Raw genomic sequence first — 21,488 nt, 5'->3', positions numbered from 1 at the left:
ATCTACGACCTTACGGGCGAGGTCTGACAACGGGCCCCCGCGCCCTCAACGCACCCCTTCCCACAGGGCACGTTCCGTACCGCGGGGGTCGCACTCGACGCTCGGGACGGTGTCGAAGACCTGGGTGGTGCGGCGCTCCTGGTCGTACGGTGCCCAACCGGGATCGCCCGTCTTCGCGAAGGCCACCCAGGCCCCGTGCATCGCGTCCGCCAGGGATTGCGGCGGGCGCGGGCCGATCATCGCGGTATAGGCGGGGTCGTCGAGCCGGTCGAAGACGTAGGCCAGCTCCGACGCGTGACAGGCGCCGAGCCTGCCCTCGTAGGCCGGGGAGCGCCGGGCGAACTCGTACACGTGCGACCCGGGCACCGCCTCGGCGAGGCGCAGCGCGGGGATCCGGTAGAACCAGTCGGTGGTGACCGCGTCGAACAGCTCGCCGGGCACGGCGTCCGGGCGGCGCTCCGCGTACACGGGAAGCGCCTTGTCCGGGTCGAGTCCGTACGCCGCCGTCGCCAGCCGGAGCCTTTCCTGCGGCAGGACGTCGAGGCGCTCGGTGGGCACCAGGAACAGGCGGTACTCCTCGCGGTTGCTGCCCACGAGGAACTCCACGCCGCAGTCCTCGGCGGGGAGGGTGAACGCGTCGAGGACGGGTTCGAACGGCATCATGTTGAGCGCCGCCTCGCCCCACAGCGCCGGGTCCGGGCGGTCCCCGATCTCGCCGCGCAGCTCCGCCTGGGCGGGCAGCAGCTCTGCCAGGGGGACGGCGGCGAACGCGTCCGCGGTCGCCTCGATGCCGAGCTTCTCCGCGAGGCGGGCCGTGATCAGGTCGGCGGACGCGGGGCGCAGGAAGTGGTGGGCGGCGCCGCTCTGCAGGATCGCCCGCCGGAACAGGCCGCGGGCGCGGGGCATCGAGAGCAGGGCGCCGATGCTCATGGCGCCCGCCGACTCGCCGAACACGGTCACCTGGCCGGGGTCGCCGCCGAAGGCCTCGATGTTGTCGCGCACCCATTCGAGGGCGGCGATCTGGTCGAGCAGGCCGCGGTTGTCGGGCCGGTCCGGCAGCCTCAGGAAGCCGTCGGCGCCGAGCCGGTAGTTGATGCTGACGAAGACGACGCCGTCCCGCGCGAAGGCGCTGCCGTCGTAGGCGGTGGACGAGCCCGAGCCGTTGGCGAAGGCCCCGCCGTGGATCCACACCATGACCGGGAGCCCGCCGCCCGGGGCCGGCTGCGGGGCCCAGACGTTCAGATTGAGGCAGTCCTCGCCCTGCGGCTCCTCGTCCGCGATGAGGGCGTCGAAGGGCGGCGCGTAGGGAGCCCGGGGCATGCTCGGTCCACAGGAGAGCGCGTCGCGTACGCCGTCCCAGGGCACGGCCGGTGCCGGGGCCCGGAAGCGTCCCTCCCCGAAGGGGGGCGCGGCGAACGGAATCCCGAGGAAGGCGGCCACATCGTCGGCGACGAGCCGTCCTCGCACCGCTCCCTGGTGGGTCGTACGGATCGGTTCCATCAGGTTCGTGCGCCTTCCGACAGGGTTTCGGGTGGAGCCGCGCCGCGTGACCCGGGGCATTCCACGGGGACCGCATGCCCGGCTGCGGGCACCGTAATCCCTCGTACCCCGGGCGGGCTATCCGCGGGGCACACCGGATGCCGTGCGCGGCGACCCGGGGCAGGCTGGCGACACTGACCGCCGCAGCCATGCCGTACAGACGAGGACCACTCATGTCCGTGACCGCGTCCCAGTCCCCCGCTCCCGGCTCCGCCTCGCGCCGCCGTCGCCGCACGCGGATCGCCGCCGGGGCCGTGCTGCTCACCCTCGCCACCACCGCGTGCTCCAGCCTCGGGCGGACGGCGGTCGGCACCATCAGCTACCCGGTGGGCCGGAACGCCGCCGTCTCGCTGACCAGCCCGAAGGTGAGGGGCTGCCACCGGGTGCTCCCGGCGGGCACGAACCAGGTGTTCAACAACACGCTGGTCGACATGGTCATGTACCGGACGCCCGACTGCACCGGCAAGGACACGACGTACATCGGCAGCCGGCTCACCAACAACGTCGCACCGCAGGCGCCGCCGTGGCGCAGCTACAGCTTCGTGCACTGAGCCCCCGACGCCGGCCCGCGCGCCTACAGCTCGAACCAGCCGTGGCCCAGGTACCAGTGGCCGCCGTTCAGCAGGTGCCGGGTGACGGCGCGCTGCACCGAGGTGCGCTGCGGAAGGTCCGCCACGGGCAGGCGGGGATCGCCGAAGACGAAGCCGACGGGTTCGCCGTCGGCCTGTTCGTCGCTTCTGTAGGCGGTACGGAACAAACGTTGGAAGCGGAGAATGTTGGAGCTTTCGGGAAGGTGGTCCCTCAGCTGTTCGTCGAGCAGCCATGAGTGGCACGTCGCCACGCGGAAGCGCTCCTCGGGGAAGTGCCGGGCGAAGAACGTCCTGGCGCGGGCGACGGAGTCGGCGCACGCCCGGGGTGTCAGGGGGCCCAGACAATCGGGGATGTGCAGGTTCAGGCAGGGGTCGCCGGGTTCGGCCTCGACGCCTGCCGCGCGGGCGGCCCGGCTCGTGCGCTCCCCGAGCCGCGCGCGCTGGAACTGGAGCCGCCCCAGCTGATAGAGCTCCCCCCGAAAGTGCAGCCGCAGCCAGTGGGGCGCGTTGAGGCCGCCGTTTCCGCGCCGCCTGCGGTGCAGCGCGATGTGTCGCCCGAGGTCGGCGAGGGTGCGGCGGGCGATGTCCTCGGGGATGCCCCGCTCCCGGTGGTACGCCCTGGTGTACGGCAGCGCGGCGAGCGTGACGTACACGGGGAACCAGCGTTCCAGGTCGCCGAGCCCCTTGGGCAGGGGAGGCGGTTCGCACGGGCCGCCGATGGTGCCGATGTCCTCGACGAGGGCGAGCACGGACCGCTCGAGGAGACCGGCGAGCTCGGGCTCGGCGGTGAACCGGGCGGCCAGCGCGGTCAGTTCGTTGATGTCCTCGTGGGGCACGGCGAGGTCGAGCAGCGTCTCGGGCAGATCGTCGAGGAGCAGCATGCGCGCCACCCTAGCCACGCCGTTCCCGGCGCGCGCCCGCATCGGGCGACGCGCCTCAGCCGCTCCGCCCGGCCCCCGGGTCCCGCACACGGCGCCCGGCGTCCCGATCGTCCGTGCGCAACGGCTTTCACCCCTGCCCCAGCGGGTACACCTCTAGGGAGGCGATCACCATGCCGCGCACGGGTAACGAACCGATCACCGCCCGCAGCCCCCTGCGGATGCGGCTCTGGCTGAGCATCTGGGGCCTGATCTGGGCCGCCGGAGGCACAGTGGGGTTCGCCGTCGAGGGCCGCCCGGGGTGGATGGCGGCCTGCGCGGTGCTGGCCGCGGTGATCGTCGTCGACCTTGTCATGATCATCCGCCATATGCGGCAGGGCCCGCACTACCAGCCGGGTCGTGACATCCCTCCCTACGAACCACCGCGCACCCGCTGACGCCGTGCTTGCGCGCGACTACGCACGCGCACCCGCTCGCTACCGCGCCTCGTCCTCGAAACGCGCCGCCGCCAGATAGTCCGGCTTGGGGTCGAGGGCCGCCGCCAGACGGAAGTGGCGCTTGGCCTGGTCGGGGCGGGCCTGCCGTTCGTAGGTGCGGGCCAGCGCGAAGTGGGCGAAGGCGTTGTCCGGCTCACGCTCCAGGACCAGCTGGAACTCCATTTCCGCGGCGCGGAGTTGGGCCGCCGCGAAGAACGCTCGCGCTCTCAGCAGACGGGCCGCGGTGTTCTCGGGGTGGGCCGCGACGACCGAGTCGAGAAGCTTGACGGCACCACGTGGGTCCCGGGCGGCCAGGAGTTGCTCGGCGGCGCGGAAGTCGATGACGTGCGTCTCGGGGGTGTTCTCGCCCACGTACCTGTTCCTTTCGCTCGCTGCGCGATGTCAACGCCATTCCCGGCCGCGCTATTCCGTATGCGTGGCGATGGATGCGTACGGGATACCGGTCGCGGTCGCGTCGGGCGCGCGGCTCAGAGCGCGGCGGCGGCCAGGGTCAGCCCGAGGAGCACGATGGCCGCGCCGGCCGCCATGAACGCCCGGTCCACGGCGGTGCGTTCGCGGCCCAGGACGACGACGGTGCGGGGGTCCTCCGGGTCGTAGGACACCCGGACGCTGGAGCCCGCGGGGAGGGGTTCGCGGCGGCTCGGCGGGACGGGCGACGGCAGTTCGAGGACATCGCCGTCGACCGTCTCGAACTGCAGGAGGGGCCGCTCGGACCCGTGCGGCGCGGGCTTCACGAGCGCCCACGCGAGCGCCCCTGCCCGCTCCACGCGCCGCGTCTCCCGCAGCCCGTACACCCCGGCGAGCAGTGCCACGAGACCGCCGAGGACAGTGAAACCCGCGAGTACGAAGAGCACAGTCCGGATCGTAGATCGCACAGGCCGCGCAGGGCGGCGCAAGCCCGGGAAACCCAGCATGATGAGGGAATCCATACGGCCCCGATACGCGCCGGCGCCCCGCTTCTCAGCTGTCTGCGCGCTCCACCAGTTCCGCCCAGACCTTCCGCACCTGCGGCTCCAGGGCCGCGAGGGGCCCGTCGTTGTCGATGACCAGGTCGGCGACGGCAAGCCGCTGCGTACGGTCCGCCTGGGCCGCCATGCGGGCGCGGGCCTCGTCGGGCGTCATGCCGCGCAGCCGCACGAGCCGGTCGAGCTGGGTCTCGGGGGTGGCGTCGACGACGACGACCAGGTCGTACAGGGCCGCCAGGCCGTTCTCCGTCAGGAGGGGCACGTCGTGGATGACGACCGAGTCGGGGCCCGCGGCCGATTCGAGCGCGGCCGAGCGCGCCCCGACCAGCGGGTGCACGATCTTGTTGAGGGTGGCGAGCTTCTCCGGGTCGGAGAAGACGATGCCGCCCAGCCTGGGCCGGTCGAGCGTGCCGTCCGCGGCCAGGACGGCCGGGCCGAACGCCTCGACCACCGCCGCCAGACCGGGTGTTCCTGGCTCGACGACCTCCCGCGCGATCCTGTCCGCGTCGATCAGAACGGCCCCGTACGAGACGAGCAGCCGTGACACTTCGCTCTTGCCGGCGCCGATACCGCCGGTCAGGCCCACCTTCAGCATGAGCCGAAGCTTAGGCGCCCGCCCCTAGAGGTCGCCCTCCCGCTCGGCGAGAAAACGTTCGAACTCCATGCCCAGTTCCTCCGCCGACGGGAGGTCCGCCGGTTCGGCGACGAGGTTGCCGCGCGTCTCCGCGCCGGCGACCGCGTCGTACTGGTGCTCAAGTCCCTGTACCAGGCTGACCAGTTCCTCGTCGCCCTCGCCGATCTGCCGCTCGATCTCGGTCTGGGTGCGCTGCGCCTCCGTACGGAGGCCGTGCGCGACGCTCGGCAGGACCAGGCCGGTGGCGGCCGTGACGGCTTCCAGGGCGGTCAGCGCCGCGTCCGGGTAGGACGAGCGCGCCACGTAGTGCGGAACGTGCGCGGCGACGCCCAGGACGTCGTGACCGGCCTCCATCAGGCGGTACTCGACCAGCGACTCGGCGCTGCCCGGCACCTGTGCCTCGTCGAACGGCGAACGGTGGCCCGGCATCAGGTCGGTGCGGTTGCCGTGCGGGGTGAGGCCCACGGGGCGGGTGTGCGGGACGCCCATGGGGATGCCGTGGAAGTTGACCGACAGGCGGACGCCGAGGCGCTCGACGATCTGGCGGACGGCCAGCGCGAAGCGCTCCCACTCGACGTCCGGCTCGGGGCCCGACATCAGCAGGAAGGGCGCGCCCGTGGCGTCCTGCACCAGGCGCACTTCGAGGGAGGGGACCTCGAACTCGGTCCAGCGGTCGCGCCGGAAGGTCAGCAGCGGCCGGCGGGCCCGGTAGTCGACGAGCCGGTCGTGGTCGAAGCGGGCCACCACCTGGTGGGGCAGCGTGTCGAGCAGCTTCTCGACGATCTGCTCGCCGGTCTCACCCGCGTCGATGTAGCCGTCGAAGTGGTACAGCATGACCAGGCCGGCCGACTCCTGCGCGAGCGCCATGTCGACGACGGCGAGGCCCTTCGGCTCCCATTCGTACAAACCCTGCGGATCAAGCACGATTACCGCTCCTCCTCGTGTTCACCAGGAAGAACGACCGTCAGGACGTGGACATTCCCGCCCACGCCGCATTTGCGGAAACCCGCAGACGCTGCCGGGGCTCCGCACGCCCGGCCTGCCGCCGCCCCCCGCGCACGCCGTCCGGAACAGGCCTGGGCGGCGGCCAACTCGGCTGCGCACCGGCCGGGTTGCGGCTGGTCGGCATGGCCCGGCGGCACTCCGATGTCGCCCCGGCATGCTCGCGACTTGATCACGACATGATCGCGACATGAAGCAAGGCCCGCTCCCCCAGGGGGAACGGGCCTTGCCTTCAGCTATCTACCAGCCGGTGGTCGGAGCGTCAGCTCTGGCCGCCCGCCAGCTTCTCGCGCAGGGCAGCCAGCGCCTCGTCCGACGCCAGAGCGCCGGAGTTGTCGTCCGACTCCGAGGAGTACGAACCGCCGGAGACGCCCGCCGGGGCACCGGCCGGAGCGGCAGCGCCCTCGGCAGCGGCGGCCTCGTCGGCCTCGCGGGACTTGATGACCTGGGCCTGGTGCTGCTCGAAGCGCGACTGCGCCTCGGCGTACTGGCCCTCCCACGCCTCGCGCTGGGTCTCGTAGCCCTCGAGCCAGTCGTTGGTCTCGGGGTCGAAGCCCTCGGGGTAGATGTAGTTGCCCTGGTCGTCGTAGGACGCGGCCATGCCGTACAGGGTCGGGTCGAACTCGACCGACGCCGGGTCGGCACCGAAGGACTCGTTGGCCTGCTTCAGGGACAGCGAGATCCGGCGACGCTCGAGGTCGATGTCGATGACCTTGACGAAGATCTCGTCGTTGACCTGGACGACCTGCTCCGGGATCTCCACGTGGCGCTCGGCCAGCTCGGAGATGTGGACCAGGCCCTCGATGCCCTCGTCGACGCGCACGAACGCACCGAACGGAACGAGCTTGGTGACCTTACCGGGAACAACCTGCCCGATCTGGTGCGTGCGGGCGAACTGCTGCCACGGGTCTTCCTGCGTCGCCTTCAGCGACAGGGAGACACGCTCGCGGTCCATGTCGACGTCGAGGACCTCGACGGTGACTTCCTGGCCGACCTCGACAACCTCGGACGGGTGGTCGATGTGCTTCCAGGAGAGCTCGGAGACGTGGACGAGACCGTCGACGCCACCCAGGTCCACGAAGGCACCGAAGTTGACGATCGAGGAGACGACGCCGGAGCGGACCTGACCCTTCTGCAGGGTGGTGAGGAACGTCTGGCGAACCTCGGACTGGGTCTGCTCGAGCCAGGCGCGGCGGGACAGGACCACGTTGTTGCGGTTCTTGTCCAGCTCGATGATCTTCGCCTCGAGCTCCTTGCCCACGTAGGGCTGGAGGTCGCGGACGCGGCGCATCTCGACGAGGGAAGCCGGCAGGAAGCCACGGAGGCCGATGTCGAGGATGAGACCACCCTTGACGACCTCGATGACGGTACCGGTGACGATGCCGTCTTCTTCCTTGATCTTCTCGATCGTGCCCCAGGCACGCTCGTACTGAGCGCGCTTCTTGGACAGGATCAGACGGCCTTCCTTGTCCTCCTTCTGGAGAACCAGGGCCTCGATCTCGTCGCCGACCTTGACGACCTCGTTCGGGTCGACGTCGTGCTTGATCGAGAGCTCACGGCTCGGGATCACGCCTTCGGTCTTGTAACCGATGTCGAGCAGGACCTCGTCCCGGTCGACCTTCACGATGACGCCGTCGACGATGTCGCCGTCGTTGAAGTACTTGATCGTCTCGTCGATCGCGGCGAGGAAGGCTTCCTCGTTACCGATGTCGTTGACCGCTACCTGCGGAGTGGTAGAGGTGGTCTCGGTGCTGCTCGTCATGTGGGAAAGGGCTCCGGTTACGGACAGAAAGTCGTAGGTACTGCCACGCCGTAAGCCCGTATCGCCTCTGCAGAAGCCGGACAGCCAGGGAAGCACCGATCCGGGTCGGTCCGGATGGTGCCTCGACAAACCGAGGGGACATGCAACAGATGGAGGCGCGCCTGCTACGTCTGAGGTGCGCAGGCTCGCAGCGCAACTTGTAGCATACGGGGGCTGCCGGACAGGGTCAATGCGCGAAGGCGCACACCCGGGGCGGATCCCCGCAATCCCGGCACAACTAAGGTTCCCCGAGGCCACGATGGGCTCCGGGCACCTCTTTCGAGGGCCTTCGCGAACACGCGGCCACGTTCCGCGCAAACTACAACGACGGGCACGATGAGCCAAGAGATCCAAGCGTACGAGTCCGAGAACGGGGCCGATTCCGAACCGGAGGCGACACGTCGTGCGGCCGGGGACACGGAGAGCAGCCGGGCCAGCCGCAGCTGGTGGGACCGGAACGCCGACGAGTACCAGACCGATCACGGTGCGTTCCTCGGCGACGACCGCTTCGTGTGGGGTCCGGAAGGCGTGGACGAGGCGGACGCCCAGCTTCTCGGCCCGAGGGAGTCCCTGAAGGGCCTCGACGTCCTGGAGATCGGGGCGGGCGCCGCCCAGTGCTCGCGATGGCTGGCCGCTCAAGGCGCGCGCCCGGTGGCCTTGGACCTCTCGCACCGCCAGCTCCAGCACGCGCTGCGCATCGACGGTGGCGCGTTCCCGCTGATCGAGGCGGACGCGGGCGCCCTGCCGTTCGCGGACGGATCCTTCGACCTGGCGTGCTCCGCCTACGGCGCGGTCCCCTTCGTCTCGGACCCGGTGCGGGTCTTCCGCGAGGTGCGCCGCGTGCTGCGGCCGGGCGGGCGCTGGGTCTTCTCGGTCACCCATCCCATCCGCTGGGCGTTCCCCGACGAACCGGGACCCGAGGGCCTGTCGGTCTCCGCCTCCTACTTCGACCGGACGCCCTACGTCGAGCAGGACGAGAGCGGTCGCGCCGTCTATGTGGAGCACCACCGCACGCTCGGCGACCGGGTGCGGGACGTCGTCGCGGGCGGCTTCCACCTCCAGGATCTCGTGGAACCGGAGTGGCCGGCCTGGAACTCACAGGAGTGGGGCGGCTGGTCTCCGCTCCGGGGCAATCTGCTCCCGGGGACCGCGATCTTCGTGTGCGTACGGGACTGACGCGTGTACGTACGGGACTGAGGCGGGCCCTCCGCGACGCGGGCAGTCATATAAGCCCACCGCGCCTGTGGACGGGGCGCCGCACGGTTCCGCGGGACGTACGACACTGAGCGCATGATCCGAACCGACGCACTCGACGCCCTCCCCGTACGCGAGGCCGTGCCCGAGCTGCTCGCCGCACTCGACGGGCACGGGACGGCCGTGCTGTGCGCCCCGCCCGGCACCGGCAAGACCACTCTCGTGCCGCTGATCCTCGCGGGCCTGGTCGGCGACGGCCCGGTGCGCCGGGTCGTGGTGGCCGAGCCGCGCCGCATAGCAGCCAGGGCGGCCGCGCGCCGGATGGCGTGGCTGCTCGGCGAGCGGACGGGCGGGCGGATCGGATTCACGGTGCGCGGTGAGCGGTCCGTCGGACCGGACACCGTCGTCGAGGTCGTCACCACCGGTGTGCTCCTCCAACGCCTGCAGCGCGACCAGGAGTTGACGGGCGTCGACGTCGTCGTCCTCGACGAGTGCCATGAGCGGCACCTGGACGCTGACACCGTGGCCGCCTTCCTCCTGGACGTGCGCGCCGCGCTGCGGCCCGAGCTGCGCCTGGTGGCGGCCTCGGCGACGACGGACGCCGAGGGCTGGGCCGAGCTGCTCGGCGGCGCCCCTGTCGTCGAGGCGGCCGGGGTGGCACACCCGGTGGAGGTGGTGTGGGCGCCCCCCGCACGGCCGGTGCGCCCGCCGCACGGCATGCGGGTCGACCCGGCGCTGCTCTCCCATGTGGCTGCCACGGTGCGCGCGGCGCTGTCCGAGCGGGACGGCGATGTCCTCTGCTTCCTGCCCGGCGTGGGTGAGATCGCCCGTGTGGCACGCCAGTTGGGCGATCTGCCCGGCGTCGAGATCCTCCAGGTCCACGGCCGCGCCCCGGCTTCCGTGCAGGACGCGGTGCTCGCCGGGGCGGCCGGGCGGCGAGTCGTCCTCGCGACCTCGGTCGCCGAGTCGTCACTGACCGTGCCGGGGGTGCGGGTGGTGGTGGACTGCGGCCTGGCCCGCGAGCCGCGGGTCGACCATGCCCGGGGTCTCGGCGCGCTGACCACGGTCAGGGCCTCGCAGGCCGCCGCACGCCAGCGCGCCGGCCGGGCCGGGCGTGAGGCGCCGGGCGCGGTCTACCGCTGCTGGACCGAGGCGGAGAACAGCCGGCTGCCGCGCTTCCCCGCCCCCGAGATCAAGGTCGCCGACCTGGCCGCCTTCGCCCTGCAGACCGCCTGCTGGGGCGACCCGTCGGCCGAGGGCCTCGCCCTGCTCGACGCACCTCCGGCGGGCGCGATGGCCGCGGCCCGAGCGGTGCTCTCGGCGATCGGGGCGGTGGACGGGCAGGGCCGCGCCACCGAGCGGGGCACCCGGATGTCCCGGCTCGGGGTGCACCCCCGGCTCGCCCGCGCGCTCCTCGACGGGGCCGCGGAGGTCGGGGGCCGGCGGGCCGCCGAAGTGGTGGCGCTGCTCAGCGAGGAACCGCCGCGCGAGTACGGGGACGACCTGGCGGCGGCCTGGCGCACCGCGCGCCGGGGCGGGGACGGATACGCGGGGCGCTGGACGCAGGAGGTGCGGCGCCTCACCGCGTTCGCCGGGAGCCACCCCGAGCGGGGTTCCGCCGAGGCGGCCGCCGGGCTCGTCGCGGCCCTGGCGTTTCCCGAACGGGTGGCGCGGGCGCGTGGGGGCGGCGCGTTCCTGATGGTGTCGGGCACCGGCGCCGAGGTGGCCGATGGGTCCGGGCTCGGCTCCGCGGGCTGGCTCGCGGTGGCCGTCGCGGACCGGCCGGTGCAGGCGGCGTCCGCCCGGGTGCGGCTGGCCTGCGTCATCGACGAGGAGACCGCCCGGCTCGCCGCGGGACACCTGCTGGCGCAGGGAGAGGAGGTGCACTGGGAGGACGGGGACGTCGTGGCCCGCCGGGTGTCGAGGCTCGGCGCGGTCGAGCTGGCCGTACGCCCGTTGAAGAGCCCGGACACGGGTCTGGTGCGGGACGCCCTTCTCGACGGGCTCGCGCGGGAGGGGCTCGGACTGCTGCGCTGGACCCGTGACGCGGTGAACCTGCGCGAGCGGCTCGCCTTCCTGCACCGGGTGCTCGGCCCGCCCTGGCCCGATGTGGCCGACGCGGCCCTGCTCGCCCGGCCCGACGCCTGGCTGGAGCCCGAGCTGTCGCGGGCCCGGCGCCGGGCCGACCTCGGCCGGATCGAGGCGGGCGCCGCGCTCAACCGGCTGCTGCCGTGGGCGACCGGGGAGGCGGCGCGCCTGGACGAGCTGGCGCCCGAGCGGATCCTCGTGCCCAGCGGCTCGCGGATACGGGTGGAGTACGGGGGTGAACAGCCGGTCCTGGCCGTCAAGTTGCAGGAGATGTTCGGTCTGGACGGCACACCGGAGGTGGCCGGGGTGCCCGTCCTGGTCCATCTGCTCTCCCCCGCCGGGCGGCCGGCCGCGGTCACCGCCGACCTGGCGAACTTCTGGCGCGAGGGATACCGCGCCGTGCGGGCCGAGCTGCGCGGCCGCTACCCCAAGCATCCGTGGCCGGAGGATCCGACCCGGGCGCAGGCGACGCGGTTCACCAAGGCACGGCTGGGGTCATGACGGTCCGGGCGGCGTTCCGGCCATGAGCGGCTGGAGCGGCGCCTCGGTAACGGCGGACGGGAGCGGCGCTCAGGTCATCACGGGTTCGAGGGGTTCGCTCACACCGGTGGGCGGGCCGCCGGGGCGCCGGGTGCGTGCTTCGAGCCACAGGGAGAGGGCGAGCAGGACCAGGGCGAGCCCGAGGAACCCCCACGGGAGGTAGGAGGTGAGCAGCAGGACCAGAACGCGGTTCTTCTTGACCAGGTCCACGGTGTAGTCGACGTAGTCGGGGCGCATCTTGACGTCGCCGGCGAACACGGTGACCTTGTCGCGGCCGCCGAGGAGGGTGCCGCCGCGCATCTCCTCCTGGTTCATCTCCTCGCCGTTGACCGGCGCGCCGGTGACCGGGTCGATCCAGAACTTGCGGGTGGTGGTGTACCAGAGGGAGGTGCCGGTGGTCTTCTCCAGAGTGCTGGAGTCGATTCCGGGCAGCGGCATCTTCTTCGGGTAGGGCACTTTGGTCCAGGGGATGGTCTGCTCGAAGTAGTAGACGTCGAGTCCGTGGAACTTCTGGGTGCCCTTGTAGTGGATGGGCGCGGAGGTTCGGGCCTGGAAGTCGAAGTACTCGTAGTCCCGCTTCTCCGTCAGGAACGGCCACTTGAACTCGATGCCCTTGCGCTGGACGGCGTCCCCGTCGACCATCTCGCCGGTGGCGTGGACGGGTGCCTGGGTGTGGGCGTCGAAGATGTAGCGCTCGGGTATCTGGGAGACCATCTTGCCGTCGGGGCCCTGCACGTAGGAGAGGGTGTCCCACACCACGACGTCCTTGCCGGCGCTCTTCTCGATCTCCTTGGCCGCCTCCACGTTGCCCTTCAGCGTCTGGACGACCGTGACCTTGGGAACCGTCTTGGACTGCATGGTGGCGTAGTCGATGAGGGTGGCGTTCTTCGCTTCGAGGACAGCTTCCTGGTACTGACTGGGCGGGATCTTCGCGAGGCGTGGGAAGGCGTACCAGCGCAGCAGGGGCGACAGCGCGGCGAAGAACACGGCGAGGGCGAGCAGGACGAGACTGGCTTTGCGTCGCATGGACCTGCTCTCCCTCAACTGGGGCCGGATCTCTACTGGGGCTGTAGCTCAACTCGTGCTGTAGCTCAACTGGGCCCAAGTGGGCGCTATTTGGTCTGCGTGATCTTCCCGGGGGCGCTGGGCACGGTGGTGAGCAGGGGCTTGGGCGAGGTCGTGCCCTCGGGGGCGCCGATGGCGGAGACCGTCAGGACGAGGGCGAGGGCGGCGGCCAGCCCGATCGCGGCGGCTATCAGGGCGCGCATGCTCGGCCTCCGGGAGCTGATGGGGCGTCAGGAGTGGGCACCGTAGCAACGCCCGGCCGAGATGAGAACACGTCGAACAGCCCCTCTGCCGCGGGGCGGCAAAGGGGCTGCTGGGGAAGCGGGGACCGGGGGCCCGTCAGGAGGCGGCGGCCACCTTGAGCTCGACGGTGAGCGTGGCGCCGCCCTCGGTGGTGATGCGCAGCAGGAACGTGCCGCTCTGGCCGTCCGCGTACATCTTCGGCAGGACCAGGAGGCCCTTCGCGTCGGTCTTCAGGTCCTTCACTTCGCGGACCGGGTTGTTCTTGGCGTCCTTGAAGTAGGGGCCCTTGTCGTTGACCTTGGGCGCGGCCTTGGGGTCGGCGCCCGCCGCCGGGGTCTCGATCATGGTCGCGGTGGCCGCGACACCGGAGGCCACGGCGCCCTTGTAGGTCGCCTTGAGCGACACGACGTCGGCGAACTCGCCGCCGGGCGCCGCCGTCAGCGCCTTCGTGTCGCCGCGCGTGATCCCGTCGGCCTGCCGGGCGACGACGGTCGCCTTCCACTCGACGGCGGGCAGCGCGGAGGTGACGACGGTGGCGCGCACCGTGAAGGTGCCGGTCTTCTCGCCGGCCTTCAGGGCCGGGGCCGCCACCGTGCCGTCGGCCGCGGTCTGCGCGTTCGCGGTGGTGGCGCCGCCGGCGAAGCGGGTGTCCGTGTCGCCGACGATCTCGAACTTGACGGTCACGTGCGCCATCGTCTTGCCGGAGTCGGATGTCACCCGCACCGTCGGCTGTCCGGAGAAGGCGCCGCCGGCGAACGCCGTCAGCTCCTTGGCGCCGGTGCTCTCCAGCGTCTTGGGGCGCGGCACCGGCGTCGGCGTCGCGTCGCCGCCGGGCTTGGTGGGCGTCACCGGGGGCTTGGCCGGCACCGTGGGCGGTGTCGCCGGGGTGGTCGGCTTCGTCGTGGGCCGGGAGCCGGGCTTCGAGCTCGGTCCGGACGCCGGGGTGCTGGGCGGCGCCGTCGGCGTCGACAGTCTGCCGGAGCTCTGGTCGCTGCGGCGACCGGGCAGGGAGCCCGTGCCGTCGGGAACCTCGTGGGTGCCGCGCCGGTAGAAGTCGAACCACGTCGTGACCGTCGTCAGGTACTCCTGCGACTGGTTGTAGCTCAGGATCGCCCGGTCCAGATCGGCCTTGACCGCGACGTCGCGTCCATGGCCACACAGGTAGAAACCGGCGGCGAGCGCCGCGTCGTAGACGTTGTTCGGGTCCTTGACACCGTCGCCGTTGCCGTCGCGGCCCGAGGACGCCCAGGTCGACGGGATGAACTGCATGGGCCCGACCGCCCGGTCGTGCACCGAGTCGCCGTCGTAGAGGCCGTGGTCGGTGTCGGTGATGTTGGCGAAGCCCGCACCGTTGAGCACGGGGCCGAGGATCGGCGTGAGCGTGGTGCCGTTGGCGTCGACGCGCCCGCCGTTGGCGTGGCCCGACTCGACCTTGCCGATGCCGCCGAGCAGCTGCCAGGGGAGGTGGCAGTTGGGCCTGTCCCGGGCGAGGGCGGCCTGTGCCTTCTGGTACGCGTCGAGGACCGTCGCCGGTATGCCCTGCTGGTCACCGGCGGGCAGCTGGCCCACCGGCGGGTTCGACGCGGCGGGCGGCGGCGTCGGCGACGTGAGGGGCGGCAGGTCGGTGTAGTACGGGGAGTTGCCCGAGGCCGGAGCGTCAGGCGTGGGCGACGGCGTCACGTCCGAGGCGGCCTGGTCGGTCGGGCTGCTCGCGTGTACGATCCCCGGCGCCTGCGACGCGGAAAGCGCCGCCACCGCCAGCGCGGCCACCGCCGTGGTCCCCGCTCCCTTGCGCAGTCGTCGGCCCATGTGCGGTGCCATACGTCAAGTCCCTCCCCGGTACTCGGCTGTTCGCGCTCCCCGGCGCTCGAACGCAGGTGACATTACGGCAACCGTCTGTGCGACGGCACCGTGGCCCGACCGCTTTTCACTGATTCGCCACGTGTGCCGTACCGGCGGCAGGCATCAGGCGGACGGCAGGCGTCCATACGGCAGACGGCAGCCGGGTGTCGTCTGCCATTGAACGGCTCACCGCTAACGGGCGGCTAACGCGCAGGCCGCGGCCGGTGGAGATGTTCCACCGGCCGCGGCCTGCGACGAGCCGGGCTCCCGGGCCCGCGGCCTCAGTGCGCCGCGGACTCCCAGTCGTTGCCCGAGCCCACCGACACGTCGAGCGGAGCGCGCAGTTGCACCGCTCCCGCCATCTCGCGGCGGACCAGCGCCTCGACCTTCTCGCGTTCGCCGGGTGCGACTTCCAGGACGATTTCGTCATGAACCTGGAGCAACAGGCGGGAGGTGAGGCCCGCTTCGGTCAGGGCGCGGTCCACGTTCAGCATCGCGACCTTCACGATGTCCGCCGCGGTGCCCTGGATCGGGGCGTTGAGCGCCATCCGCTCGGCCATCTCTCGGCGCTGGCGGTTGTCGCTGTTGAGGTCCGGCAGGTAGCGGCGCCGGCCCAGCATCGTCTCCGTGTAGCCCGTCGCGCGGGCCTCCTCGACGGCGCGCTGCAGATACTCGCGTACGCCGCCGAAGCGCTCGAAGAACGTGTCCATCAGGCCGCGCGCCTCGCCGGCCTCGATGTTCAGCTGCTGCGACAGGCCGAACGCGGACAGGCCGTAGGCCAGGCCGTACGACATCGCCTTGATCTTGCGCCGCATCTCCGGGTCGACCTCGGACTTGGCGACGCCGAAGACCTGGGAGGCGACCGTGGTGTGGAGGTCCTCGCCGGAGGCGAACGCCTCGATGAGGCCCGCGTCCTCCGACAGGTGGGCCATCACGCGCAGTTCGATCTGGCTGTAGTCCGCGGTGAGCAGCGACTCGTACCCCTCGCCGACCACGAAGCCCCGCCTGATCGCGCGGCCCTCGTCGGTGCGGACGGGGATGTTCTGCAGGTTGGGGTCGGTGGAGGAGAGCCGGCCGGTCGCGGCGACGGTCTGGTTGAACGTGGTGTGGATGCGGCCGTCCGCCGCGATCGTCTTGACCAGGCCTTCGACGGTGACGCGCAGTTTGGCCTGCTCGCGGTGGCGCAGCATGACGACGGGCAGCTCGTGCTCGGTCTGGGCGGCGAGCCAGGCCAGCGCGTCGGCGTCGGTGGTGTAGCCGGTCTTGGTCTTCTTCGTCTTGGGCAGGGCCAGTTCGCCGAAGAGGACTTCCTGGAGCTGCTTGGGCGAGCCCAGGTTGAACTCGTGGCCCACCGAGGCGTGCGCCTCCTTGACGGCCTGCTGGACCGCGCCGGCGAACTGCTGCTCCATCGCTTCCAGGTGGGCGCGGTCGGCCGCGATGCCGTACCGCTCCATGCGGGCCAGGAGGAGCGAGGTGGGCAGTTCCACGTAGTGCAGCAGGTCGGTGGCGCCGACCTCCTTGAGGCGCTCGGTGAACGCGCCGCCCAGGTCGAGGACGGCTCGTGCCTGCGTCATCAGGGCGGCGGCCTCCGCCTCGTCGTCCGCGCCGAACGCGAGCTGCCCGTCGGCGGCGCCGGCCGGGGCCAGCTCACGGCCGAGGTACTCGATCGACAGGGCGTCCAGGGCGAAGGAGCGGCGGCCGGGCTTGACGAGGTAGGCGGCGAGCGCGGTGTCCATGGAGACGCCGGCGATGCTCCAGCCGTGCTCGGGGAAGACCCGCATGGCGGCCTTGGCGTTGTGCATGATCTTGGGCTGGGCGGCGTCGGCCATCCACGCGGCGAAGGCCCGCTCGTCGGCCTCGTCGATCAGCGCCGGGTCGAACCAGCCGGCCGCCCCGTCCGCCGCGGCCAGCGCGATCTCGGTGACGCTTCCGGCGCCGAGCGCCCAGGTGTCGACGGTGGCCACACCGAGCGGCTGCCCGCCGTGCTCGGCCAGCCACGGAGCGAGTTCGCCCGCGCCGAGGACGGTGCCGTCGACGTCGACACCGGCGGCCGGCTCGGGCGCCTGCGCCTCGTCCGCGCCCGGGTCGACGGCGAGCAGCCGCTCGCGCAGCGACGGGTTGCGGATCTCCAGGACGTCGAGGACGCCGGTCAACGCGGCGCGGTCATAGGCGGCGCGCTCCAGCTCGGCCGGGCCCTTGGGCAGCTCCACGTCCTTGACCATCTCGGTGAGGCGGCGGTTGAGCTTCACCGCGTCGAGATGGTCGCGGAAGTTCTGCCCGGCCTTGCCCTTGACCTCCTCGGCGCGCTCCACGAGCTCCGCGAACGAACCGAACTGGTTGATCCACTTCGCGGCGGTCTTCTCACCGACACCGGGGATGCCCGGCAGGTTGTCCGACGGGTCGCCGCGCAGCGCCGCGAAGTCCGGGTACTGCGCCGGGGTCAGGCCGTACTTCTCCTCGACCTTCGCCGGGGTGAACCGGGTCAGCTCCGAGACGCCCTTGGTGGGGTAGAGGACGGTCACGTGGTCGGAGACCAGCTGGAAGGAGTCGCGGTCACCGGTGACGATCAGGACGTCGAAACCGGCCGCCTCGGCCTGGGTGGCCAGCGTGGCGATGATGTCGTCCGCCTCGAACCCGTCGGTCGCGAACCGGTCGACGTGCATCGCGTCGAGCAGCTCGCCGATCAGCTCGACCTGGCCCTTGAACTCGTCCGGGGTCTTCGACCGGTTCGCCTTGTACTCGGGGAACTCCGTGGAACGCCACGTCTTGCGGGACACGTCGAACGCGACCGCGAAGTGCGTGGGCGCCTCGTCACGCAGGGTGTTCGCGAGCATGGACATGAAGCCGTAGACCGCGTTGGTCGGCTGGCCCGTCGCGGTGGTGAAGTTCTCCGCGGGCAGCGCGAAGAACGCCCGGTACGCCAGGGAGTGCCCGTCCATGAGGAGCAGGCGCGGTCGGTTGTCCGGGGACTTCTTCGATGCTGTCTCAGCCATGCCCCCGATCCTGCCACGCCCCACTGACAATCCTGGCCAGTCCCGGTCCGGGCCCGCGGCTGTCGGAGGTGCGTGACAGGATCGAAGGTGTACGCATCTCGTGTCCGCTCGAAGGGGAGCAGCGCCATGGCCAGCAAGCCGCCCGCAGGTGATCCGGTCCAGGACGCGCCGCAGGTCGCCGCGCCCAAGCACGCCGCCGCCGGCCTCCCCGCCATCGGTCACACCCTGCTCATGGCCCAGCAGCAGATGGGCGTGAGCCGCACCGCGCGGACCCTGCTCAAGGTCAACCAGAAGGACGGCTTCGACTGCCCCGGCTGCGCCTGGCCGGAGGGCGACAAGCGGCACACCGCGGAGTTCTGCGAGAACGGCGCGAAGGCCGTCGCCGAGGAGGCCACGCTGCGCCGGGTCACCCCCGACTTCTTCGCCGCGCATCCCCTCGCCGACCTCGCCACGCGCAGCGGGTACTGGCTGGGCCAGCAGGGCCGCATCACCCAGCCCATGTACCTGCCCGAGGGCGCCGACCGGTACGAGGCCATCACCTGGGAGCGGGCCTTCGAGATCATCGCGGAGGAGCTCACCGCGCTCGACTCGCCCGACGAGGCCCTCTTCTACACCTCGGGCCGCACCAGCAACGAGGCCGCGTTCCTGCTCCAGCTCTTCGCCCGCGAGTTCGGCACCAACAACCTGCCGGACTGCTCCAACATGTGCCACGAGTCGTCCGGTTCGGCGCTCACCGAGACCATCGGCATCGGCAAGGGAAGCGTCTCCCTCGAAGACCTCCACCAGGCCGACCTCATCGTGATCGCCGGGCAGAACCCGGGCACCAACCACCCCCGGATGCTCTCCGCCCTGGAGAAGGCGAAGCACGCCGGAGCCAGGATCATCTCGGTCAACCCGCTGCCCGAGGCGGGCCTGGAGAAGTTCAAGAACCCGCAGACCCCCCAGGGCATGATCAAGGGCGCCGCCCTCACCGATCTGTTCCTGCAGATCCGCATCGGCGGCGACCAGGCCCTGTTCCGCCTCCTCAACAAGCTGATCCTGGAGACCGAAGGCGCCGTCGACGAGCTCTTCGTACGTGAACACACCCATGGATTCGAGGAGTTCAGGGCCGCGGCCCGCGAAGCGGACTGGGAGGCCACCCTCGCCGCGACCGGCCTGAGCCGCACCGAGATCGAGCAGGCCCTCGCGATGGTCCTCGCCTCCAAGCGCACCATCGTCTGCTGGGCCATGGGCCTCACCCAGCACAAGCACTCCGTGCCGACCATCCGCGAGGTCGTCAACTTCCTCCTGCTGCGCGGCAACATCGGCCGCCCCGGCGCCGGCGTCTGCCCGGTCCGCGGCCACTCCAACGTGCAGGGCGACCGCACCATGGGCATCTTCGAGCGGCCCGCCCCGGCCCTCCTCGACGCCCTGGAGAAGGAGTTCGGCTTCGCCCCGCCCCGCCACCACGGCTACGACGTCGTCCGGTCCATCGAGGCGCTGCGCGACGGCAAGGCCAAGGTGTTCTTCGCCATGGGCGGCAACTTCGTGAGCGCCACCCCCGACACCGACGTCACCGAGGCCGCCATGCGCCGCGCCTCGCTCACCGTGCACGTCTCGACCAAGCTCAACCGCTCGCACGCGGTGACCGGCCGGCGCGCCCTGATCCTGCCCACCCTGGGCCGCACCGACAAGGACGTACAGAAGAGCGGCAGGCAGTTCGTGACCGTGGAGGACTCCATGGGCATGGTCCACGCCTCCCGCGGCAACCTCGCCCCGGCAAGCCGCCATCTGCTGTCCGAGCCCGCCATCGTGGCCCGCATGGCGCGGGCCACCCTCGGCGCCCATTCGGTGATCGACTGGGCGGAGTTCGAGAAGGACTACGCCACGATCCGCGACCGCATCGCCCGCGTGGTGCCCGGCTTCGAGGACTTCAACGCCAAGGTCGCCCACCCCGGCGGCTTCCAGCTGCCGCACGCCCCGCGCGACGAGCGGCGCTTCCCCACCGCCACCGGCAAGGCCAACTTCACGGCGGCGCCCGTCGAATTCCCCGAGCTCCCCGAAGGCCGGCTGCTGCTGCAGACCCTGCGCTCGCACGACCAGTACAACACCACCATCTACGGCCTCGACGACCGCTACCGCGGCATCAAGGGCGGCCGCCGGGTGGTCCTCGTCAACCCCGCCGACGCGGCCGAACTGGGCCTGGCCGACGGGGCGTACACGGACCTCGTGAGCGAGTGGAAGGACGGCGTGGAGCGGCGCGCCCCCGGCTTCCGCGTCGTCCACTACCCGACCGCCCGCGGCTGCGCCGCCGCCTACTACCCGGAGACCAACGTCCTGGTCCCCCTCGGCTCCACGGCCGACGTCAGCAACACCCCGGCCAGCAAGTCCGTGGTGGTGCGCTTCGAACCCGCGGAGCGGGAGGACCGGGCCGGGGAATGAGAGCTGCGCCCTAAGCGTTTGCTCAGCCATCTGGTATGACGGAGCGGACAGCGCAGTAACCGCAGATGAACGGAGCCGTGCCCATGGGCGAGCAGAGCAGCGTGAAGTTCCCGCAGGACGTAGTCGACGAGTACGCGGCCCTCGGCGTCGACCTGCATGCGATGTTCTCCGCCGGCGATCTGGGCACCCGCATGGGCGTGCAGATCATCGAGGCCTCCGCGGAGCGCGTCGTGGGCACCATGCCCGTCGAGGGCAACACCCAGCCTTACGGACTGCTGCACGGCGGCGCCTCCGCGGTCCTGGCCGAAACGCTCGGCTCGGTCGGCTCGATGCTCCACGGCGGCCTCAGCAAGGTCGCCGTCGGCGTGGACCTGAACTGCACCCACCACCGCGGCGTGAAGAGCGGCCTGGTCACCGGGGTCGCCACCCCCGTGCACCGCGGCCGCTCGACCGCCACGTACGAGATCGTCATCACCGACGAGCAGGACAAGCGGGTCTGCTCGGCCCGGCTGACGTGCCTGCTGCGCGACGCCGAGGGCCTCAAGGCCTGAACCCGCGCAGGAACACGCCGGAGCCGACAACTCCGCTTCACGGCCGGTGAGTTGACGACTCACCGGCCATTGTCACGTCACGGGGCGCGCCCTACCGTCGTGCCATGAGGACCCGAGCGGGACCACGGGCGGGGGCACGGGCACGGACACAGCGGCCGGAACGCCCGCCGGCACGGCGGCCGGCGCGGGCGCGAGCGGCCCTCGTCGGCGCGCTCGCCCTCGCGGCCGCCCTGGCGGGCTGCTCCTCCACCGACTCCCCCGCCCCACCCGGCACCACCGCCGCACACCCCGCCCCCTCCCTCAACTCCCCCTCCCCGCACACCACTTCACCTGCGGAACTCTGCACCCACCTGATCACCTACTGGGCGGAGCAGGAGCTGGACGAGGGCCAGGGATCCGGCCTGGACTATCAGGAGAAGGGCCTGTCCGACGGGCAGAACGAGATCCTCCTGACCACCCTGGCCGCGGCACGTCAGGAGCGCGCCGCGCACGGCAGGGCCGCGGGCGACCGGCTCATCGAGGAGCACGCGCAGCGCGGTTGCGCCGAGCGCTATCGCAACGGCACCCCGACGACGGACCCCTGGGCGCAGACGAAGCTGCCCACCCCGTCCGGATCTTCGTAACGCTGCGTAATGATCAGCCGGG

18 protein-coding genes are annotated in these 21,488 nt (G+C 71.6%); 7 read left to right on the top strand and 11 right to left on the bottom strand.

Annotated elements, in window-relative coordinates; all coding sequences use genetic code 11:
• Positions 1-45: 45 nt before the first annotated feature.
• Complete coding sequence (locus tag OOJ98_RS07325) at positions 46-1,500, bottom strand: carboxylesterase/lipase family protein (RefSeq protein ID WP_267053803.1); 1,455 nt, start codon at positions 1,498-1,500, stop codon at positions 46-48.
• Between the two features lie 212 nt (positions 1,501-1,712).
• Here OOJ98_RS07325 and OOJ98_RS07320 point away from each other — a divergent pair, with 212 nt between their 5' ends.
• A complete protein-coding gene (locus OOJ98_RS07320) occupies positions 1,713-2,090 on the top strand; it encodes a hypothetical protein (protein WP_267053802.1) in 378 nt (125 codons plus the stop codon).
• Between the two features lie 23 nt (positions 2,091-2,113).
• Here OOJ98_RS07320 and OOJ98_RS07315 read toward each other — a convergent pair whose 3' ends face one another.
• A complete protein-coding gene (locus OOJ98_RS07315) occupies positions 2,114-3,010 on the bottom strand; it encodes an acyltransferase domain-containing protein (RefSeq protein ID WP_267053801.1) in 897 nt (298 codons plus the stop codon).
• Between the two features lie 170 nt (positions 3,011-3,180).
• Here OOJ98_RS07315 and OOJ98_RS07310 point away from each other — a divergent pair, with 170 nt between their 5' ends.
• On the top strand, positions 3,181-3,444 hold the full coding sequence (locus OOJ98_RS07310) for a DUF6343 family protein (RefSeq protein ID WP_267053800.1): 264 nt from the start codon (positions 3,181-3,183) through the stop codon (positions 3,442-3,444).
• Positions 3,445-3,483: 39 nt separating this feature from the next.
• On the opposite strand, the gene OOJ98_RS07305 is transcribed toward OOJ98_RS07310, so the two are convergent.
• The 5 genes from OOJ98_RS07305 to rpsA all read right to left on the bottom strand — a co-directional run bounded on the left by OOJ98_RS07305 (position 3,484) and on the right by rpsA (position 7,867).
• Positions 3,484-3,855, bottom strand: coding sequence for a tetratricopeptide repeat protein (locus OOJ98_RS07305; protein ID WP_267053799.1), 372 nt, complete (start codon positions 3,853-3,855; stop codon positions 3,484-3,486).
• Between the two features lie 116 nt (positions 3,856-3,971).
• Entirely contained in the window at positions 3,972-4,358 is a 387-nt protein-coding gene (locus OOJ98_RS07300; RefSeq protein ID WP_267053798.1) for a DUF3592 domain-containing protein, read from the bottom strand.
• A gap of 106 nt (positions 4,359-4,464) precedes the next feature.
• Positions 4,465-5,064, bottom strand: a complete 600-nt coding sequence (gene coaE / locus OOJ98_RS07295) for a dephospho-CoA kinase (protein WP_267053797.1) — start codon at positions 5,062-5,064, stop codon at positions 4,465-4,467.
• 24 nt (positions 5,065-5,088) lie between these two features.
• The gene (locus OOJ98_RS07290) at positions 5,089-6,027 is read right to left on the bottom strand and encodes a PAC2 family protein (RefSeq protein ID WP_267053796.1); all 939 of its coding nucleotides are present in this window, start codon (positions 6,025-6,027) and stop codon (positions 5,089-5,091) included.
• 340 nt (positions 6,028-6,367) lie between these two features.
• The gene (gene rpsA, locus OOJ98_RS07285) at positions 6,368-7,867 is read right to left on the bottom strand and encodes a 30S ribosomal protein S1 (RefSeq protein ID WP_053729297.1); all 1,500 of its coding nucleotides are present in this window, start codon (positions 7,865-7,867) and stop codon (positions 6,368-6,370) included.
• Between the two features lie 375 nt (positions 7,868-8,242).
• On the opposite strand from rpsA, the gene OOJ98_RS07280 reads away from it, so the two are divergent.
• Both OOJ98_RS07280 and hrpB read left to right on the top strand, forming a co-directional pair.
• Entirely contained in the window at positions 8,243-9,082 is an 840-nt protein-coding gene (locus OOJ98_RS07280) for a class I SAM-dependent methyltransferase (protein ID WP_267053795.1), read from the top strand.
• 114 nt (positions 9,083-9,196) lie between these two features.
• The gene (gene hrpB / locus OOJ98_RS07275) at positions 9,197-11,689 is read left to right on the top strand and encodes an ATP-dependent helicase HrpB (protein WP_267053794.1); all 2,493 of its coding nucleotides are present in this window, start codon (positions 9,197-9,199) and stop codon (positions 11,687-11,689) included.
• A gap of 69 nt (positions 11,690-11,758) precedes the next feature.
• Here the strand turns inward: hrpB and OOJ98_RS07270 are convergent, their stop codons facing one another.
• The 4 genes from OOJ98_RS07270 to polA form a co-directional block, all read right to left on the bottom strand.
• Positions 11,759-12,754 (bottom strand): DUF3068 domain-containing protein, encoded by a 996-nt coding sequence (locus tag OOJ98_RS07270; protein ID WP_267053793.1) that lies wholly within the window; start codon positions 12,752-12,754, stop codon positions 11,759-11,761.
• Between the two features lie 86 nt (positions 12,755-12,840).
• The gene (locus OOJ98_RS07265; RefSeq protein WP_267053792.1) at positions 12,841-12,996 is read right to left on the bottom strand and encodes an SPW_0924 family protein; all 156 of its coding nucleotides are present in this window, start codon (positions 12,994-12,996) and stop codon (positions 12,841-12,843) included.
• Positions 12,997-13,132: 136 nt separating this feature from the next.
• Complete coding sequence (locus tag OOJ98_RS07260) at positions 13,133-14,857, bottom strand: lytic transglycosylase domain-containing protein (protein ID WP_267053791.1); 1,725 nt, start codon at positions 14,855-14,857, stop codon at positions 13,133-13,135.
• A 302-nt stretch (positions 14,858-15,159) separates the two neighbouring features.
• The gene (gene polA / locus OOJ98_RS07255; RefSeq protein ID WP_267053790.1) at positions 15,160-17,871 is read right to left on the bottom strand and encodes a DNA polymerase I; all 2,712 of its coding nucleotides are present in this window, start codon (positions 17,869-17,871) and stop codon (positions 15,160-15,162) included.
• A gap of 126 nt (positions 17,872-17,997) precedes the next feature.
• Here polA and OOJ98_RS07250 point away from each other — a divergent pair, with 126 nt between their 5' ends.
• From OOJ98_RS07250 to OOJ98_RS07240, 3 genes are all read left to right on the top strand, one after another.
• Positions 17,998-20,292, top strand: a complete 2,295-nt coding sequence (locus OOJ98_RS07250; protein ID WP_267053789.1) for an FdhF/YdeP family oxidoreductase — start codon at positions 17,998-18,000, stop codon at positions 20,290-20,292.
• 83 nt (positions 20,293-20,375) lie between these two features.
• Positions 20,376-20,843 carry a PaaI family thioesterase gene (locus OOJ98_RS07245; RefSeq protein WP_267053788.1) on the top strand — a complete coding sequence of 156 codons (468 nt, stop codon included), beginning with the start codon at positions 20,376-20,378 and terminating at the stop codon, positions 20,841-20,843.
• A gap of 104 nt (positions 20,844-20,947) precedes the next feature.
• On the top strand, positions 20,948-21,466 hold the full coding sequence (locus tag OOJ98_RS07240) for a hypothetical protein (RefSeq protein ID WP_267053787.1): 519 nt from the start codon (positions 20,948-20,950) through the stop codon (positions 21,464-21,466).
• Positions 21,467-21,488: the final 22 nt, after the last annotated feature.

It is taken from the genome of Streptomyces sp. NBC_00083 (assembly GCF_026343295.1).
Lineage (GTDB): Bacteria > Actinomycetota > Actinomycetes > Streptomycetales > Streptomycetaceae > Streptomyces.
Note: the sequence above shows the minus strand (reverse complement) of the source record. Positions and strands in the feature narration are given on the sequence as shown.